Source organism: Coriobacteriia bacterium (assembly GCA_013334745.1).
In the GTDB taxonomy this organism is placed as follows: Bacteria; Actinomycetota; Coriobacteriia; order Anaerosomatales; family JAAXUF01; genus JAAXWY01.
This window is the reverse complement of record JAAXWY010000002.1, coordinates 1-15,854: the sequence shown is the minus strand read 5'-3', so window position 1 is coordinate 15,854 and position 15,854 is coordinate 1. Positions and strand designations below refer to the sequence as shown.

General features: G+C 66.1%; 17 protein-coding genes. 8 read left to right on the top strand and 9 right to left on the bottom strand.

Going from position 1 to position 15,854, the window contains the following annotated elements; all coding sequences use genetic code 11:
• Positions 1–70 precede the first annotated feature (70 nt).
• Genes HGB10_01090 through HGB10_01080 form a run of 3 tightly spaced genes read right to left on the bottom strand, consistent with a single transcriptional unit; the run spans position 71 to position 3,819 of the window.
• Complete coding sequence (locus tag HGB10_01090; GenBank protein NTU70410.1) at positions 71–709, bottom strand: 5-formyltetrahydrofolate cyclo-ligase; 639 nt, start codon at positions 707–709, stop codon at positions 71–73.
• Positions 709–1,974 carry an Nramp family divalent metal transporter gene (locus HGB10_01085; GenBank protein ID NTU70409.1) on the bottom strand — a complete coding sequence of 422 codons (1,266 nt, stop codon included), beginning with the start codon at positions 1,972–1,974 and terminating at the stop codon, positions 709–711. The genes HGB10_01090 and HGB10_01085 overlap by 1 nt, the downstream gene beginning before the upstream one ends.
• Before the next feature lie 9 nt (positions 1,975–1,983).
• Positions 1,984–3,819 carry a magnesium transporter gene (locus tag HGB10_01080; GenBank protein NTU70408.1) on the bottom strand — a complete coding sequence of 612 codons (1,836 nt, stop codon included), beginning with the start codon at positions 3,817–3,819 and terminating at the stop codon, positions 1,984–1,986.
• A gap of 649 nt (positions 3,820–4,468) precedes the next feature.
• On the opposite strand from HGB10_01080, the gene HGB10_01075 reads away from it, so the two are divergent.
• A complete protein-coding gene (locus tag HGB10_01075; protein NTU70407.1) occupies positions 4,469–4,639 on the top strand; it encodes a hypothetical protein in 171 nt (56 codons plus the stop codon).
• 16 nt (positions 4,640–4,655) lie between these two features.
• On the opposite strand, the gene HGB10_01070 is transcribed toward HGB10_01075, so the two are convergent.
• A complete protein-coding gene (locus HGB10_01070) occupies positions 4,656–5,021 on the bottom strand; it encodes a hypothetical protein (protein ID NTU70406.1) in 366 nt (121 codons plus the stop codon).
• A 97-nt stretch (positions 5,022–5,118) separates the two neighbouring features.
• On the opposite strand from HGB10_01070, the gene HGB10_01065 reads away from it, so the two are divergent.
• Both HGB10_01065 and HGB10_01060 read left to right on the top strand, forming a co-directional pair.
• Positions 5,119–5,370 (top strand): type II toxin-antitoxin system prevent-host-death family antitoxin, encoded by a 252-nt coding sequence (locus HGB10_01065; GenBank protein NTU70405.1) that lies wholly within the window; start codon positions 5,119–5,121, stop codon positions 5,368–5,370.
• Positions 5,367–5,621 carry a Txe/YoeB family addiction module toxin gene (locus tag HGB10_01060; GenBank protein NTU70404.1) on the top strand — a complete coding sequence of 85 codons (255 nt, stop codon included), beginning with the start codon at positions 5,367–5,369 and terminating at the stop codon, positions 5,619–5,621. Before HGB10_01065 ends, HGB10_01060 begins: the two co-directional genes overlap by 4 nt.
• Before the next feature lie 19 nt (positions 5,622–5,640).
• Here the strand turns inward: HGB10_01060 and HGB10_01055 are convergent, their stop codons facing one another.
• Positions 5,641–6,522: an HAD hydrolase family protein gene (locus HGB10_01055; GenBank protein ID NTU70403.1), complete on the bottom strand. Its 882-nt coding sequence runs from the start codon at positions 6,520–6,522 to the stop codon at positions 5,641–5,643.
• Between the two features lie 105 nt (positions 6,523–6,627).
• Between HGB10_01055 and HGB10_01050 the strand changes: the two genes are divergently transcribed.
• From HGB10_01050 to HGB10_01035, 4 genes are read left to right on the top strand one after another with little or no spacing between them, the layout of a single operon-like run.
• Positions 6,628–7,233, top strand: a complete 606-nt coding sequence (locus HGB10_01050; protein ID NTU70402.1) for a GNAT family N-acetyltransferase — start codon at positions 6,628–6,630, stop codon at positions 7,231–7,233.
• A gap of 28 nt (positions 7,234–7,261) precedes the next feature.
• Positions 7,262–8,287, top strand: coding sequence for an ABC transporter substrate-binding protein (locus HGB10_01045; protein NTU70401.1), 1,026 nt, complete (start codon positions 7,262–7,264; stop codon positions 8,285–8,287).
• Positions 8,288–8,308: 21 nt separating this feature from the next.
• On the top strand, positions 8,309–9,094 hold the full coding sequence (locus HGB10_01040) for an ATP-binding cassette domain-containing protein (protein ID NTU70400.1): 786 nt from the start codon (positions 8,309–8,311) through the stop codon (positions 9,092–9,094).
• On the top strand, positions 9,088–9,846 hold the full coding sequence (locus HGB10_01035) for an ABC transporter permease (GenBank protein ID NTU70399.1): 759 nt from the start codon (positions 9,088–9,090) through the stop codon (positions 9,844–9,846). The genes HGB10_01040 and HGB10_01035 overlap by 7 nt, the downstream gene beginning before the upstream one ends.
• A gap of 4 nt (positions 9,847–9,850) precedes the next feature.
• Here the strand turns inward: HGB10_01035 and HGB10_01030 are convergent, their stop codons facing one another.
• The 3 genes from HGB10_01030 to rmuC all read right to left on the bottom strand — a co-directional run bounded on the left by HGB10_01030 (position 9,851) and on the right by rmuC (position 13,990).
• On the bottom strand, positions 9,851–11,185 hold the full coding sequence (locus tag HGB10_01030) for a polysaccharide deacetylase family protein (protein NTU70398.1): 1,335 nt from the start codon (positions 11,183–11,185) through the stop codon (positions 9,851–9,853).
• 27 nt (positions 11,186–11,212) lie between these two features.
• On the bottom strand, positions 11,213–12,550 hold the full coding sequence (locus tag HGB10_01025; GenBank protein ID NTU70397.1) for a polysaccharide deacetylase family protein: 1,338 nt from the start codon (positions 12,548–12,550) through the stop codon (positions 11,213–11,215).
• Positions 12,551–12,658: 108 nt separating this feature from the next.
• Positions 12,659–13,990, bottom strand: a complete 1,332-nt coding sequence (rmuC, locus tag HGB10_01020) for a DNA recombination protein RmuC (protein ID NTU70396.1) — start codon at positions 13,988–13,990, stop codon at positions 12,659–12,661.
• 216 nt (positions 13,991–14,206) lie between these two features.
• Here rmuC and HGB10_01015 point away from each other — a divergent pair, with 216 nt between their 5' ends.
• Positions 14,207–15,019: an SDR family oxidoreductase gene (locus HGB10_01015; protein NTU70395.1), complete on the top strand. Its 813-nt coding sequence runs from the start codon at positions 14,207–14,209 to the stop codon at positions 15,017–15,019.
• Here the strand turns inward: HGB10_01015 and HGB10_01010 are convergent, their stop codons facing one another.
• Positions 15,020–15,784 (bottom strand): cation-translocating P-type ATPase, encoded by a 765-nt coding sequence (locus HGB10_01010; protein NTU70394.1) that lies wholly within the window; start codon positions 15,782–15,784, stop codon positions 15,020–15,022. It lies immediately after the preceding gene.
• Positions 15,785–15,854 lie beyond the last annotated feature (70 nt).

Genomic DNA, 15,854 nt, shown 5'->3' with positions numbered 1-15,854 from the left:
GATCAGGGAGCGCCGCCGATCAGGGCCGCAAGGCCGCAAGCGAGCCGCGGCAAGTGCGTCGCAAAGCGCGCTAGAGCTGCATCCGAGCGCGACGCGGCGGGCGGATGACCCGCGTGGGTGTCACGATCACGTCGACGTGCTGGTCGTGCTCGCGCATGGGGATTTCGCTGAGTATCTGCTCGTCGAACGCGACTCCGATACGCGCGCAGTCACGACGCAGCATCGGCAGCAGCCGGTCGAAGTAGCCGCCCCCATAGCCGAGCCTCGCGCCGTCTTCCGAGAACGCCACGCCCGGCAGAATCACCGCGTCGATCGCATCGTGCGCGACGACCGGCGAGTCGGGGGAGGGCTGCCGTATCGCGAGCGGCCCGGGTATGAGCTCGGACTCCACAGAGACCTCGTGCATGACCAGCACGCCCTCGCCCTCGATGCGCGTGTATGCGATGCGCACGCCGCGCGCGCGGAGCGCGTCGATCGCGAGCGATGGGTCGAGCTCGGCCGGCAAGGCCGCGTACGTGAGCACGGTGGTGACCCGGCCGAGCTCGCGCAGCTCGCTGAGTGCGGTCGCGATCGACGCAGCGTGCTCGCGACACACGTCGAGGTCGAGGCAGTCTCGCACTTCGCGAGCACGCTGCCGCGCGGCGTGCTTGGCCGCGGTGATGGCATCGGGCTCGGGGGTATCGGCAGCGAGACTCTCGTCAAACGACATCACTTCACCCCCAGGACCTGCATGACCAGCAACGCGACGGTAAGGCCGATGACGACGACGACCGTCGTCCAGCCAAGGACATTGTAGATGCGACCGTTGACGTAGCGCCCCATGATGCGCCGGTCGTTGACGATCTTCATCATGTAGATGAGCAAGAACGGCAACAACACGCCGTTGACCGCCTGAGACAGCACCATGATCGTGACGAGCGGCGCGCTGGGCAAGAGCACGAACAGCGCGCCGAAGAATATGACGAAGGTGTAGATGGCGTTGAACGCCGGCGCCTCGGCCCAGGTGCGGTCGATGCCGCGCTCGAAGCCGAACGCCTCGGTGACGGCGTACGCAGCCGTGAGTGGCAGCACGAACGCCGCCAGCAGCGATGCGCCGAACAGTCCGATGGCGAACAGCACGCTCGCGTACTCGCCGGCCACGGGGGCCAACGCGAGCGCGGCCTTCTCGGCGGAGTCGGCGTGGATGCCGGCGGGGTAGAGCACGGTACCGGTCGTCACGATGATGAACCACGCGATGATGTTTGCCGCGACCGCACCGCCGATGACGTCGATGCGCTGGTAGTGGAGGTCTTTGACGGTCGCGCCTTTGTCGACCATGTTGCTCTGCACGAAGAACTGCATCCACGGGGCGATCGTCGTGCCGATCGTCGCGATGACCAGGAGCACGAATGCCGAGGTCGGGATGAACGTGGGTACGACCGTCGCCTTGAGGACGACGCTCCAGTCGGGCTTCGCGAGGAACGCGGCGACCACGTAGGCGAGGAACACGCTCGAGAGCGCGAGGAGCACCTTCTCGACGTTCTTGTAGCTTCCGCGCACCACCAGCAGCCATACGACGACCGCGGCGATGGGCACCGAGACGTACTTCGAGACGCCGAAGAGCTGAAGCGCCGCTGCGATACCGGCGAACTCGGCGACGCTGGTCGCGGCGTTGCTCGCAAGCAGGCACGCCATCGCGAACAGCGTGGGTCGCACGCCAAACTTCTCGCGGATCAGCGCCGAGAACCCCTTGCCGGTCACCGCGCCCATGCGCGCGGCCATCTCCTGGACGATGACGAGCGAGAACGTCATCACGAAGATCATCCACAGCGTCGCGTAGCCGTAGCTCGCGCCGCCCGCCGAGTACGTCGCGATGCCACCGGCGTCGTTGCCGGCAGACGCCGCGATGATTCCCGGGCCCAGCGCTGCCAGAAGCGGCAGGAAGCGCCACTTCTTCGACCGCTTCGGGGCGGCTGGTGTGGTCTCGGGCGTCACGCCGGGTTCCTACGCTCCGACGAGGCGCACGTACAGTGCGCCGGCGCCGACGGCGAGTCCCAGGTACAGGACGGCTGCGAGCACCATCATCGACAGGCCGAGGGCCGTTGCCGAGACGGGCTTATCGGCGAGTACGCGAGCACGAGCGAACTGCGTGACTGCCACGCCGGCGATCATGACGAGCAGCACCGCCACGCCCGTGAGTGCGGCGAAGACCGCCACGAGCTGCACGTCGAGACCGAGCAACTCGCCGAGCATGAAGACAGCACCCGCGACGAGTATGCCCAGGGCGATGCCGAAGAGCGAGTCGCGCAGCAGGTGCTGCCAGAAGCGCGATGAGCCCTCCTCGACGTCTTCGATCATCTCGGCGATGGCACGCTGCGAGATGTCCTCGGCGGTGCGAAGCAGAAGCGGTAGCAGCAGAACGGCGGGGATCAGGAAGACGGCCGCGCCGCCGAGCTCCGGGAAGAGCCGCGGGGTGCCGACGATCGCGGCGAAGGCGACGACCGCCCAGACGCCGAGCCAGGCGTTGCGGCGCAGCAGCCACGACACCATGCTCGCGACGGGGCCGGAGTGCTCCGCCGAGCCGGTGGCCAGCGCGAGGTCCTCGGCCGACTCCTCCTCGAGGACGTCGAGCGCATCGTCGACGGTGACGATTCCGAGCAACTTGCCGGTCTCGTCGACGACGGGTAGCGCGAGCAGGTCGTACTTGCTCATCTGCTCGGCGACGTCTTCCTGGTCATCGTCGACGTGGCTGACGAACAGGTCGCGCTCGGCGATCTCGGCGATGGTGGTGGCGGGGGAGGCGAGCAGCAGGTCGCGCAGGGAGATCACGCCCGCGAGCCGGCGGTTGGCCTCGACCACGTAGACGTAGTAGATGCTCTCCTGCTCATCGGATTCCGCACGTAGCTGATCGATGACCTGCTGGACGGTCATCTCGTCGGTGACGGTGGTGACTTCCGGCGTCATGATGCCGCCCGCGGTCTTCTCCTTGTAGCCGAGCAGCGAGCGGATCGCACTCGACTCCTTGACGCCCATGAGGCGCAGCAACGCCTCGGCCTTGTCGTAGGGCAGGTCGCCGATGATGTCGGCGGCGTCGTCGGGGTCCATCTCGGCGAGCAGGGCGGACGCGCGTCGCTCGGAGAGGTCGTCGATGACATCGGCCTGCAGCTCGTCTTCGAGCTCGGAGATCGTGTCGGCGGCGGCTTCGTTGTCGAGGTGCTCGAAGACCTTGGCGCGCTGCGCCGGGGCGAGCTTCTCGAGGATGTCGGCGACGTCTGCGGGGTGCAGCTCGTGGAGGCGCTTGTGGGTGACGGAAAGCTTGACCTGCGACAGGTCGCGGTCGAGGAGGTCCATGTAGTTCCACGCGATGAGGTTCTCTGAGAGCGTACGGCCAAACAGCTTCGCTGCCGCAGCGACCGCCCGTTCGAGCGCGGGCGAGATGCCGCGCAGGATGCCACGGGCGCCCACCTCGGCGCCGAGCAGGCGCAGCTGGTTGCGCGACTCGGAGAGCTTGAGGTCGTTGACGCGCACGACCTTCATCCCCTGCGTGTCGACGATCTGCTTGTTGAGCAGGTCGCGGGAGAGCAGCACCTCATCGGGCTGCAGGTAGCTGAAACGGATCTCGGGCGCGGGCACGTTGAGCATGATCTGCTCGCCGTCGAACACCGCGACGAACTTGCGCCACGACAGCATGAACGGCGTCTTGTCGGGTCCGACGAACGCCAGTGACGTCACGCGCGGGAAGACCTCGCCTGTGGCGATTGCGATGTCGTTGATGGTGCCGATTTCGGCTCCGGCGGCATCAACCACCGGCTTGCCCAGCATCTGGGACAGGTAGATCACGGTTCCCCCTCCCTGCGGCCGTGCGTGCATGCCCATGCTCGCGGTTGGCCCGGTAGGTCGTCTGGCGGCTGCTCCCCCGAGGAGCCACCGACGCATCGGGGTCACCTCGGGGCCTAGATACTGTGAGGTTTCACGTAGGCCCATTCGAACGGGTACAGGTCTGACAACAAGAAAACCCCTACGTCCATGGCGGACGAGGGGCTGCGGCTTCGCACGCATTTCGCGCGCGTACCCGACACGCGTGCCTGCCAAAGGCGCACGAGCCGAGTCGATTCACCGCTCACATCCCTCGTCTATGGATTTGGCACTGTCCGACGTAGGGCGCACGACGCGTGGTGTCGTCGACGCAGCGGGAATGCCCGCCTCCGCAGAGCCCAGCCACCTTAGCCTTCGCCTTAAGCCGGCGAGGGCTGTTCTACCCATTGGCGTCTCTCGACATTTCCGGGCAGTGGCCTGTGTTCGAACAGGAGCCGCACCGTAACGGACGGAGCTGACTTCCTCGATGTCAACGCCGCAAACCGAGGTTCACGGCACAGGCATTGTATTCCCGCAGGTGGGTAAGGGCAACCCGCGCACTTCACAACAGGGCATGGAAGCAGGCAGAATCAACTGTGCACGACGATGGTTTCCGGGGTAAGGGGCGCTCGCCATGACCGAGATGCATCGGATCGAGTTCGAGATCGACGAGGTTCGTCGTTCGGCGCTTGAGGGCGAGGCGACACGACTGGGACTCGAAGTACCCGATGTCGTAAGCCGCGCACTCGCGGCATGGCTCACCGATATGGAGGAGTCTGCCGTCGTCCTGAAACCAGCCGAGTAGGCGCAGAGCGGATCGCCTACCGCTTCTTGCGCGCCTTGGCTTCGTCGAGGGCCGTCACCGTCATACGGGTGATGAGGTCGACCGGTAGCGGCTTCGCAAGTGGGAACTGCACCGAACCCTTGCCGGTCTTGTAGCCGGTGAGTTCATCGGCGAACACACCGACGAGCTTGCCGCCGGGATAGAACCCGACGTGATGCTCGTAGCCCGCGTAGTGGACGAGATGTCGTCCATCGACGTCGAACGTGGGAATCGCGTAACTGATCGTCTCGACCGCCTCGGGGACCAGTGATCGGATCAGTTCGCGCATCTGCGTGAGCACCACCTGCGTGGCCTCGGGGAACTCCGCGATGTAGTCATCGTGGTTCGTCGCGCTCGATCGCATCTCCATCTCGGCTCCTCGAGAATCGGTGTGTCAGGGTTGCCCGGTCGCGGCTTCTACCTGTACCATTACACGTACATGCCAAGTACAGGAGTCTCCTATGGATGCTATTCCCTATACGACCGTTCGCGCCAGCCTCGCGGAGAAGATGGATCGCGTGTGCGAAGACCACGCACCCATCGTCGTGACGCGCAAAGCGAATCCGTCCGTCGTCATGATCTCGCTCGATGACTACGAGGCGCTGCAGGAGACCACGTATCTGTTGCGTAGCCCGGGCAACACTCGGCGGCTCGTGGAGTCGATCGTCCGTCTTGAGAGCGGCGAAGGTGCACAACGGGAACTCGCCGAGTGAAGCTGGTCTTCGACGAGCATGCCTGGGAGGACTATCTCTACTGGCAGCACAACGATCGCAAGGTCGTGACTCGAATCAACCTGCTGATTCGCGATATCGAGCGCAATCCTTTCTCGGGGGCGGGCAAGCCCGAAGCGCTCAAGCACGCACTGGCCGGGTGGTGGTCGCGTCGCGTCGATAGCGAACATCGGATCGTCTATCGGGCCGATGGAGGTCGGTTGCTCATCGCGCAGTTGCGCTACCACTACTGAGGGGAAGCGCCGGCCACTGCTAGGCGTGCGCCCGGCGCCATGAGCTCGCGAATTCCGCCCAGCCGCTTCCACGCTCGGCGGTAGTAGCCACGATGTTGTCGTACCCCGCGGCAGCCTCGAGCACGCGCGAATCGCGCAGCGCGTTGCCCACGAGCACGAGCGTCCCGACCGCGCCGGCCATCTCGACGTCTGCCACCGAGTCGCCGACTGCGATGGTCTGCTCGCGAGCGAGCCCGCGACGGACCATGTCCGAAGCGACCGCACCTCGCTTCGTCACACCGGGCGGCATGAGGTGGTAGGCGTGGATCTCGGTGATGTCGGGTGAGAGTCCTGTCGAGATGGGATGGATGATGCCGTTGTCGATGATGGCGACCGGCAGCTCGAGTGAGCCGAGCATCTTCGCCGCCGCCTCAACATCGATCGATCCGCGCAGCAGGTGAGTGGCCTCGCGGTTGTGGTGGTACGGAGCATGAGGCTCGAGCTGTCCCGGAAATGCGGTCATCAACCGCTCGACCGCGCCGACTCGGGCGATCGCGTCGTGCGGGGTTTCGCTGGCGCCCAGCGCGTAGGCGGGCCAGTCGCCGGTGAGGTAGATCGGTTCGGCCCCGCGATCGGGCACGATGATGCACCCGAGCTCGGCGATGTATCCGCGCCAGCCCATGAGCCGCGCGATCTCACCAGTTTGGATGCGGTTGCGACCGGTGGTGATGACGACGGTGAAGCCGACGGTGTTCACGCTGGCGACCGCCTCGGCAGTGGCGGATGAGGCCACCCCCGAGCCATCGACGAGGAACGAGCCGCCGAGTCCCAGAAGCGTGCCGTCAAGGTCGGTGTAGAGCGTCGTCGCGCGCGAAAGCGCGGCGAGAGCGGCTGGTGATTCGGCGAGCAGCGGGATAATCATGACCCGATGATACCGCCATTCGGCCTGTTCGCACTCGCGGCATCGGGGTTAGAGCGGTATAACAGAACCGCCGTATTCTCGGCATGCCTTTGAGGAGTGCTTCTGATGATGAACGACGCGTTCGAGCTTCCGTTTCCTCAGTACCGTTGCCCCACGTGCGGGAAGGACCTTCCGCTCGGCGAGGCGAGAATGACCGTCACGTGCGCGTCGCACATGAAGCGCGACGCCGTCGAGTTCACCGTTCGGCGCGCGGAAGACGCGGACGCCGACGCAGTGGCCCTCATCTGCGAGCGCGCGATGGGCGAGACCGACGTCGACCTGTTCGGACGCACGTTCGATGTGATGGCAGGCGTGAACTTCGTCGCCATGTCAGGTGACGAACTCGTGGGCTTGCTCGCCCTCGCGATCAATAGGGGCGAGTTGACCGTCGTACTGCTGTCCGTCTACCCGGACTTCCAGGGCACCGGCGTGGGCTCGGCGCTGCTTTCCGCCGCCGATGAGTTCGCGACCAAGCGCGGCCTGCAGTTCCTGCGCGTCGCGATCACCAACGACGACATCCCGCAGCTCTACTTCTATCAGCGTCATGGATTCGCCATCTACGAGATCGCCGTTGGTGAGATCACGGACCGGTTCGGCTCCGCGACCCCGGGCTTCTCGGGAATCCCCGTCAGAGATGAGATCCGCCTGCGTCGTGCCGTGCGCGCGCAGTAGTCACAGCCCCCACGAAGGGAGTCACCGCATGACCCGCTCGTCTCGTGTATCCACTCGCGCACTCGCAGTGCTCGCGATCGCCGCGCTTCTCGGCGTCGCGCTGCTTGCGGGATGCGGCAGCAAGGCCGCAACACCCGATGCCGGCACCGGCACCGCGACCGAGACCGCGCCGGCCGCCAAGGCCATTCCGGTCCGCATCGGCACGCTGGCGACCGAGGACTCGCTGCCTCTGTGGGTCGCCGAGAACATGGGCTACTTCGCGACCGAGGGCATCCCGACCGTCGAGATCATCCCGTTCCAGAGCGCTCAGGAGCGCGACGTCGCGCTGGCGTCGGGCGCTATCGACGGCTTCATGGGCGACATCATCGCGGCGGCGAACCTCACAGCCGGCGGCAAGCCGGTCAAGATCGCGACCGTCATGCTCGGCGCCGATCAGTCGCAGGGCCGCTTCGGGGTCGTCGTGCCGCCGAAGTCGACCGTCACCGACCTTACCAAGCTCGCCGATACGCCCGTGGGCACCTCATCGGCGACGATCCAGGAGTACGTGCTCGACGGCCTCATGGCCGAAGCGGGTATCTCGGCCGATCGCGTCAAGATCGAAGAGGTCAAGAAGGTGCCGGTGCGCTTCGAGCTGCTGATGGCCGGCAAGCTCAAGGCGGCCGCGCTGCCCGAGCCGTTCCTGACGCTCGCCGAGCAGGGCGGCGCGAAGATCGTCGGCGACGACACGAAGGCCAAGTCGAACCTGTCGCAGACGGTCCTCGTGTTCTCGCAGGACTTCCTCGACAAGGAGGGCGGCCCCGAGACCGTCGACGGCGTCCTTGCGGCATGGGACGTCGCCGTCAACGACATCAACAAGGATCCGGCGAACTACCGCAAGGTGCTCGTCGAGAAGGCCAAGCTCCCGGCTCCGCTCGCCGAGAGCTACGTCGTTCAGACGTACCCGACCGCGGCACCTCCAGCGCAGCCCGAGGTCGACGCCGTGCTGGCGTGGATGAAGACGAAGGGCTACCTCAAGGGCGAGGTCACCTACGAGCAGCTCATCCTCGCGAAGTAGACGACGCCTCCCGTGGCCGAACTGATCTTCGATAGCGTCTCGCTTACCTACGAGGGCTCGGACCGCTCGGTCCGGGCCCTCGACGCGCTGTCGCTGGTCGTCGGAGACAGGGAGCCGGTCGCGGTCATCGGGCCGAGCGGGTGCGGCAAGTCCACACTGCTGCTGCTCGCTGCGGGGTTACTCTCGCCGTCTGCGGGGGCTGTGCGCGTGGGCGGTGCGGCGCTCGTCGGTCCGCGTCGCGAGACGGCCCTCATCCTTCAGGACTTCGGATTGCTGCCGTGGAAGACCGTCTCGGCGAACGCGGGCCTCGGACTACAGGTGCGTGGCGTCGCCCGAGTCGAGCGTGAGCGGCGAAGCGAGGAGGCGCTCGAGCGCGTGGGGCTCGCGGACTTCTCGCGCGCGTACCCGAGCGAACTGTCAGGCGGCATGCGGCAGCGACTCGGCCTGGCTCGGGCGATCGCACTCGACGCCGACGTGCTGCTGATGGACGAGCCGCTATCGGCGCTCGACGCGCTCAAGCGCGAGGACCTGCAGGACGTGCTGCTCGAACTGTGGCGCCGCCGCGGCCACACGCAGGTGCTCGTCACGCACTCGATCGAGGAGGCGGTGTTCCTCGGACGCCGCGTCGTCGTGATGACACCACGGCCCGGGCGAGTAGCCGCGATCGTCGACAACCCCGCGATGGGTGAGGCCGGCTACCGTGACAGCGACGCATTCCACGAGCGCTGCGTGCAGCTGCGGCGCATCCTCGCCGATGAGGGCGCGGTCCACGCTGCCGGTGCGCGAGTGGATGGGGCGGCATCGTGACGAACCCCATCGTCCGCAAACTGGTGGGTTACGCGTGGGCGTTGGCCGCGCTGCTCGTAGGATGGGCGGCTCTGGCGGCGGTCGTGGGCTCGCCGGCGCTCCCGGGCCCGGCGATCGCGATCACGACGTTCGTCGAGCAGTGGCCGGAGATCTGGCCAGAGATAGTGGTGAGCTTCTGGCGCGTCATGGCCGCGATGCTCATCGGAACCGCGCTGGCCGTGCCGCTTGGCCTGTGGCTCGGGCGCTCTCCACGGGCTGACGCCGTGGCGGCCCCGATCATCTTTCTGACGTATCCGATCCCGAAGGTCGTGCTGCTGCCGGTCTTCTTCGTGCTGCTCGGCCTCGGTCACGCACCGAAGGTGGCGCTCATCGCGCTCATCGTCTTCTTCCAGATACTCGTGACCGCGCGCGATGCAGCCAAGGCGGTACCGGAGCCCAGCGTGCTGTCGGTGCGATCGCTCGGTGCCTCGAGTGTCGACGTGTATCGACACGTGATCGTTCCCGCCGCGCTGCCCGACATCTTCACAGCGCTGCGCATCGGTACGGGGACCGCGATCGCGGTGCTCTTCCTCGCCGAGTCGATCGCCGGTTCAAGCGGCATCGGCTGGTACATCGTCGATGCCTGGGGCTCGATCGACTACCCCGGGATGTTCGCCGGCATCATCGGCATGGCGCTGCTGGGCGTGGCGCTCTACGAGGCGCTCGATGCGGTTGAGCGCCGCATGACGCGCTGGCGAAGCGCGGGGCGCTGACGCGCTAGTACGGCTTGCTCACTGAGGCGAGCTTGCTGACTGTCACCATCTTGTAGCCGCGCGCCTTGAGCGTGGCGCAGATTCTTGGCAATGCTGCCACAGACTCGGGATGCGTCTGATGCATCAGGATGACATCGCCCGGGCCAATGTGATCCACGATCCGATGGTAGATCTGATTCGACGTGTAGTGGCGCGGCGAGGTATCCGCCGCCGTCACCGACCAGTTCACGTAGAACTCGTTGGTCTTGTTGACGGCCTTGATCCCGGCCGTGTTGACCGAGCCGCCCATACCGCGCACCCACAGAGGTGCGAAGCCCCCCGTCGCGCTCTTGATGATGCTCTTCGCCCCATTGACCGAGTTGTACGCAGGCGTGTAGCCCTTGTTCAGCATGTTGTGCGAGAGCGTGTGGTTGGCGACCTCGTGCCCACGGTCGTAGGCCGACTTCCCATGGCTGGCGCGCGACTTGAGCAGGTTGCCGATGAAGAAGAACGTGCCCTTCGCGCCGTACTTGTCCAGCACGTCGAGCGTCTTGAACGTGGCGGATTGCGGGCCGTCGTCGATGGTGATCGCAACCCACTTGCGAGTGGTCTTGAACGTACCGATCCGTGCGCCGATGTATCGCGTACGCCATTCGGTGACGATGATCGTCCGGGGTGTGCCAAGTGAGCGTGCATGCGCCTTGTCCTCGTGCATCGCGCGCACCCGCCACTTGCCGGCGCTCGGGAGCCGGAACGTGCCCGAGTACTTGCTCGCCGAGGTGGTAGCAGACGTCCTCGCGGAGTACGTGACCTTCGTGACCCACTGCCCCTTCTCGTACTTCTGGCACACGATCTTCGTCGTCCCGGTGGTCACGCCGTGCTTGGGCCACAGACTGCCGCGGGCCGGGAGGAGTTCTCCGGGGTAGGCGAAGTCCTGATGCGTCCACGGCTGGCCGAGAACAACGCGCGGCTTGATGACCACCTCGGTGCTCAGTGCCGGCACGTAGTCGGCGTCGCCCGAGTAGCGGGCGCGCAGCGTCACGGCGTTGACGGGCGAGAGCGTCGCGGTCACGCGACCGTGCGAATCGGTGGTCTCAGTTGCGATCGTGCTCACTCCCGAGATGGTCACCTTCTCGATCATCACACGCATGCCCGAGAGCGGTGCGCCGACCGCGTCGGTGAGGGTTGCGGTGGCCGTGAACGACGCCTTGGCGGGAATCGCCGATGGGGCGGCGACAGTCAGCGATGTCTCGATCATGCCCGGCACCGGTGCGGCGAGAGCCGCCGTTGGTGCGAACGCGGCGGCAAGCGCGAGCGCACATACCGAGAGCGTGAACGGGATCGACCATGGTGACTTCATCGTCACTCCTTCTCGGCGGCAGCGCGTCTAGCGCGCCCGACTGACCGACGCCAACTCGGACAGGGTGACCATCTTGTAGCCGCGCGCTTTGAGAGTGGCGCAGATGCGCGGCAGGGCCTCAACGCTTTCCGCATGCGTCTGGTGGATGAGGATGACATCGCCCGAACGCACGTGATCGACGACGTTGCGGTAGAGCTTGGTGGGCGGCGTGTAGCGCGCGTGTGAGTCGTAGGAGTCCAACGACCAAATGGCGCACAGTTGGCCCGAGTTCTTGATCGCCCGGTCTCCGACCGAGTTGATGCCGCCGCCCATCGGACGAACCCATATGGGGGAGAAGCCGGTTGCCTCGCGGATTGTGGTCTTGGTGACACCGACCGACTTGTAGTCGAACGCGTACGGTCCATTGAGCATGTCGTGCTTCGCTGTGTGGTTAGCGATCTCGTGGCCGCGGTCGTAGCTGAGTCGAGCTTGCGTCATATAGCTGCCACGACGCAGAAGCTGGTTCGTGAAGAAGAAGGTGCCCTTCGCGCCGTACTTCTCAAGGATCCGGCAGATCTCCGGCGTGCGCGTGTTTGGGCCGTCGTCGATGGTAATGGCGACCATCTTGCTCGGCGCCTTGTAGCCGTGGACCCTCTTGCCCACGTATCGGTCGCGCCACCGTGTGACCTTCAGGCGCTGGGAGATGCTATAGCTGCGCGCATGGCCCTCGTCTTCGTGCCGCACGCGAATCCGCCAGGTGCCACTTGCCGGCACACGGAACTTGCCCTTGTAGCGGCTGGCACCCTTGGAGTTCACGATCGTGGTCGGGTAGGTGCGATGCAGCACCCAGACGCCGTTCTCCAGGCGTTCGCACAGGATCTTCGTCGCCGTGCTGCTGCTGGCATGGGTCGGCCACAGCGTGCCGCGAGCAGGAAGCCACTGCTCGGGATAGGCGAAGGCGTCATGAGTCCACGGCTTGCCCAGCTCGACTCGCGGCATAACGGTTTGGGTGTCGCTCTCGGATGCAGCCAACGCCGCAGTCCCGGCGAAGCGGGCCTTGATGCGGATGGTCGACTTGGGAGCGACGTTCGCCGAGAAGTGGCCGCTCGCGTTCGTCGTCCCCGTCGCGAGCACGATCTCGCCCGTCGTGGTGAAACGAACGAGCGAGACGGGCGCATCAGGCACCGCGGCGCCATCGGTGTCCACCACCGAGATAGCGACCGTCGTGGTCTCGCGGGCTGCGATGGTCACCGGCGCGGATAGGCTTGTGACAGTGGAGGCAGGCGTCGGGTCGATGACCGGCTCGGCATGCGCCGCGAGAGGAAGCGCGACCAACAGCGAACTGCTGACGACGAGAAGGGTGAGCAAGCTACGGCGGATACGCATGGAAGTCTCCCAAGAGTGAATCAAGACACTCTCAGAATATACCCGCAGGTGGACGCGGCAAAAGGGGGAACGCCTCCAGACGTTGGAGGCCCAGCCTAGTGCGGGTCGCTACTCTTCGTCGCCCGCCGCCGAGTCGGAGAACGCATCGAAGTTGTCCTCGGCCTCGAGCACGAGCGCCGGCAGCTCGAGAAGCGCCGTCGCCTCGGCCTCCGGCAGGCTCTCGACGTTCTTGAGCTTTCGCTCCATGGCACGGCTGCGGCGCTCGGTCTCGCCAATGGTGTTGGCTGCGGTATTGAGCTGCTTCTTCACCTTTACGAGCACATCGCCGAACTTGCCGAACTCGGTCTTCACGGCCGCGAGGATCTTCCAGACCTCAGCGGACTGCTGCTCGATCGCGAGCGTCTGGAAGCCCATGCGCAGTGCGCTGAGGAACGCGGTGAGGTTGGTGGGGCCGACCGGCACGACGTGGTAATTGTGCTGCAGCTCATCGGCGAGGGTGGGGTGACGTAGCACCTCCGCATACAGGCCTTCGGTGGGGAGGAACATGAGTGCGAACTCCGTGGTGAACGGGGAGCAGAGGTACTTGGAGCTGATCGCCTCGGCCTGCACCTTGATTGAGCGGGCAAGCGAATCGGACGCCTTCTGGACCGCCTCGACGTCGCCGCGCTCGGCGGCGTCCTGCAGGCGGACATAGTCCTCCTGCGGGAACTTCGAGTCGATCGGGAGCCACACGCACGACTCCGGGTCGTCGTCGGGGCCAGGCATGCGGACGGCGAACTCGACGACCTCGCGCGAGTCGGGTTTGGTCTGTACGTTGCGAGCGAACTGGCTGGTGGTGAGCGTCTGCTCGAGCAGGGCCCCCAGCTGGACCTCAGCCCACGTGCCCCGCGCCTTGACGTTGGTGAGGACCCGCTTGAGGTCGCCGACACCGGTCGCGAGGTGCTGCATCTCGCCAAGACCTCGCTGCACGGCCTCGAGACGCTCGCTGACCAGCTTGAACGACTCGCCGAGCCGCTTCTCGAGGGTGTCGTGCAGCTTCTCGTCGACGGTCTTGCGCATCTCCTCGAGCTTCTTCTCGTTGCCGTCCTGAAGCTCCTTGACGCGCGCATCGACCGTCGTGCGGATGAGTTCGAGGGACTTGGCGTTCGACTCACCCAGATCCTTGAGCTGCCTGTTCACTCCATCGAGTTGCGTGCGCTGCATCTCGCCGAGTGCGGTGAGATTCGTCGAGAGGGTGGTGTTGGCGGTGTTCAGTGAGCTCGTGAGCTCCTCGCGTGAGTCGCGGGCTGCACGGGCGGCCTCTTCTCGGCTGGCGCGAAGCTCCTCACGAAGTGTGCCGTCGTCCTTGGATGCCGTGGACGTGCGCAGGAACAGCGCGACCAGGAGGCCGGCGTTAGCCAGGCCGAGAGCGACGAGTATCCACTGCATTGCGGTGTTCATGGGTTACCTCACGTGAGAGCGGTCGGTGCGGCGATGCGCCGCAGCGGTCGAGTCGAGTGTAGAGCAACTCGAACGCTACGCGGTCAGCGTAGTCGGCGGGTCTGACACGGAGCGGGCGTGGCCGCGCAGCGGGTGTGAATGCGCTATCGTCGGGTAGGGGTACTGACCGGTGCGCCACCCCGGCAAACGGTGGACGCCTGACGAGAGGGACTCAGCATGAGGGCAGCAGGGAAGACGATCGCGGTGACCGGCGGCGGCAACGGCATCGGACGCCAGCTGGTGTTGGGCCTGCTCGCGCGCGGTGCGCGGGTCGCGGCGATCGACATGAGCGAAGCCGCTCTTGCCGAGACCGTCCAGATCGCCAAGGCCGGCGACAAGCTCTCCACACACGTCGCGAACATCACCGACCGAGATGTTGTCGACGCGCTGCCCGCGGCGATCGCCGAGGCGCACGGTCAGGTCGACGGCCTCATCAACTGTGCGGGCATCATCCAGCCGTTCGTGCTGTTCAATGAACTCGAGTACTCAGCCATCGAGCGCGTGATGAACGTGAACTTCTGGGGCACGGTCAACACCTGCAAGTCGTTCCTGCCGGTTCTCATGGCACGGCCGGCGGCGCACATCGTCAACATCTCGAGCATGGGCGGCTTCCTCCCCGTGCCCGGCCAGACGATCTACGGCGCCTCGAAGGCGGCGGTCAAGCTGTTGACCGAGGGCCTGCACTCGGAACTCATGGACACCAACGTCTCGGTCACCGTGGTCTTCCCCGGGGCCATCGAGACAGACATCTCGAAGAACTCCGGCGTGGGCGATCCCGTGAGCTCCGAGGAGGCCTCCGAGGCCGCCAAGAAGTTCCCGATGACGAAGCCGGACGTTGCTGCGGGGGCTATCCTCGACGCGATGGAACGCGACGCGTACCGCGTGACGGTGGGCAAGGACGCCACGATGCTCGACCGACTCTCGCGACTCGCGCCGAAACGGGCCGCCAAACTCATCTACGACAACATGAAGTCGCTGCTCAAGCAGTAGTCATCGGCGGGCCGAGAGGTGAAGCCGCCAGGAGTTTGCGACCACCGCGAGCGATGACGCGGCCATAGCCGCAGCCGCGACGACAGGCGAGAGCCGACCCATGACAGCCAGCGGGATCGCGACCGCGTTATAGGTGAACGCCCACACCAGATTCTGCGTGATGATGCGACGCGTGGCGGCCGCCAGGCGCAGCAGCGCCGGAACCGCCGAGAGGGGAGCGTCGTCGCGGGTCAGCACGACGTCGGCGGCGAGCACTGCGACATCCGAGCCGCCGCCGATAGCGACTGCCAGATCCGCCGCCCCGAGCGCCGCTGCGTCGTTGATGCCGTCGCCGATGAACGCGAGCGTGCCGTCCGAGTTGTCGGCAAGTTCGCGGACCGCCTGCTCCTTCTCGTGAGGCAGGACCTCGGAGCGGACTTCGTCGACGCCGAGCAGCTCGGCAACCGCCTCGCAGGTGCGCGCCGCATCGCCGCTGATCATCGCCGTTCGCACACCGCGCGCCCGCAGCTGGCCGAGCGCATCGGCCGCCTCCGGGCGCACCGCGTCTGCGAACCGCACGCCGCCGAGCAGCTCGCCACCGCCTGGGGCCCCGACGCCCGCTGGGCCGTGGCCGCCGAAGCCCAGGTTCACGAAGCCCGCATTCTCAAGCTCGACTGCGGCAAGGCCCGTGCCCGGCTGGGCTGGCATCCCCGCTGGCCGGCCGATACAGCCGTGGCCCGCAGCCTCGGCTGGTATCAAGCCTGGCGCAAAGGTGCCGACATGCATACCTACACCCTCGACGAAATCGCCGCCTTCGGACGCACCCCATGAGCCTGATCCGCCAGACCCTCCTTGC

Excerpts from the sequence above, each read along its gene's own strand:
- HGB10_01090 (NTU70410.1), bottom strand. The coding sequence starts at position 709 with ATGTCGTTTGACGAGAGTCTCGCTGCCGATACCCCCGAGCCCGATGCC.
- HGB10_01075 (NTU70407.1), top strand. The coding sequence starts at position 4,469 with ATGACCGAGATGCATCGGATCGAGTTCGAGATCGACGAGGTTCGTCGT.
- HGB10_01070 (NTU70406.1), bottom strand. The coding sequence starts at position 5,021 with ATGCGATCGAGCGCGACGAACCACGATGACTACATCGCGGAGTTCCCC.
- HGB10_01065 (NTU70405.1), top strand. The coding sequence starts at position 5,119 with ATGGATGCTATTCCCTATACGACCGTTCGCGCCAGCCTCGCGGAGAAG.
- HGB10_01055 (NTU70403.1), bottom strand. The coding sequence starts at position 6,522 with ATGATTATCCCGCTGCTCGCCGAATCACCAGCCGCTCTCGCCGCGCTT.
- HGB10_01050 (NTU70402.1), top strand. The coding sequence starts at position 6,628 with ATGATGAACGACGCGTTCGAGCTTCCGTTTCCTCAGTACCGTTGCCCC.
- HGB10_01045 (NTU70401.1), top strand. The coding sequence starts at position 7,262 with ATGACCCGCTCGTCTCGTGTATCCACTCGCGCACTCGCAGTGCTCGCG.
- HGB10_01030 (NTU70398.1), bottom strand. The coding sequence starts at position 11,185 with ATGAAGTCACCATGGTCGATCCCGTTCACGCTCTCGGTATGTGCGCTC.
- HGB10_01025 (NTU70397.1), bottom strand. The coding sequence starts at position 12,550 with ATGCGTATCCGCCGTAGCTTGCTCACCCTTCTCGTCGTCAGCAGTTCG.
- rmuC (NTU70396.1), bottom strand. The coding sequence starts at position 13,990 with ATGAACACCGCAATGCAGTGGATACTCGTCGCTCTCGGCCTGGCTAAC.
- HGB10_01015 (NTU70395.1), top strand. The coding sequence starts at position 14,207 with ATGAGGGCAGCAGGGAAGACGATCGCGGTGACCGGCGGCGGCAACGGC.
- HGB10_01010 (NTU70394.1), bottom strand. The coding sequence starts at position 15,784 with ATGCATGTCGGCACCTTTGCGCCAGGCTTGATACCAGCCGAGGCTGCG.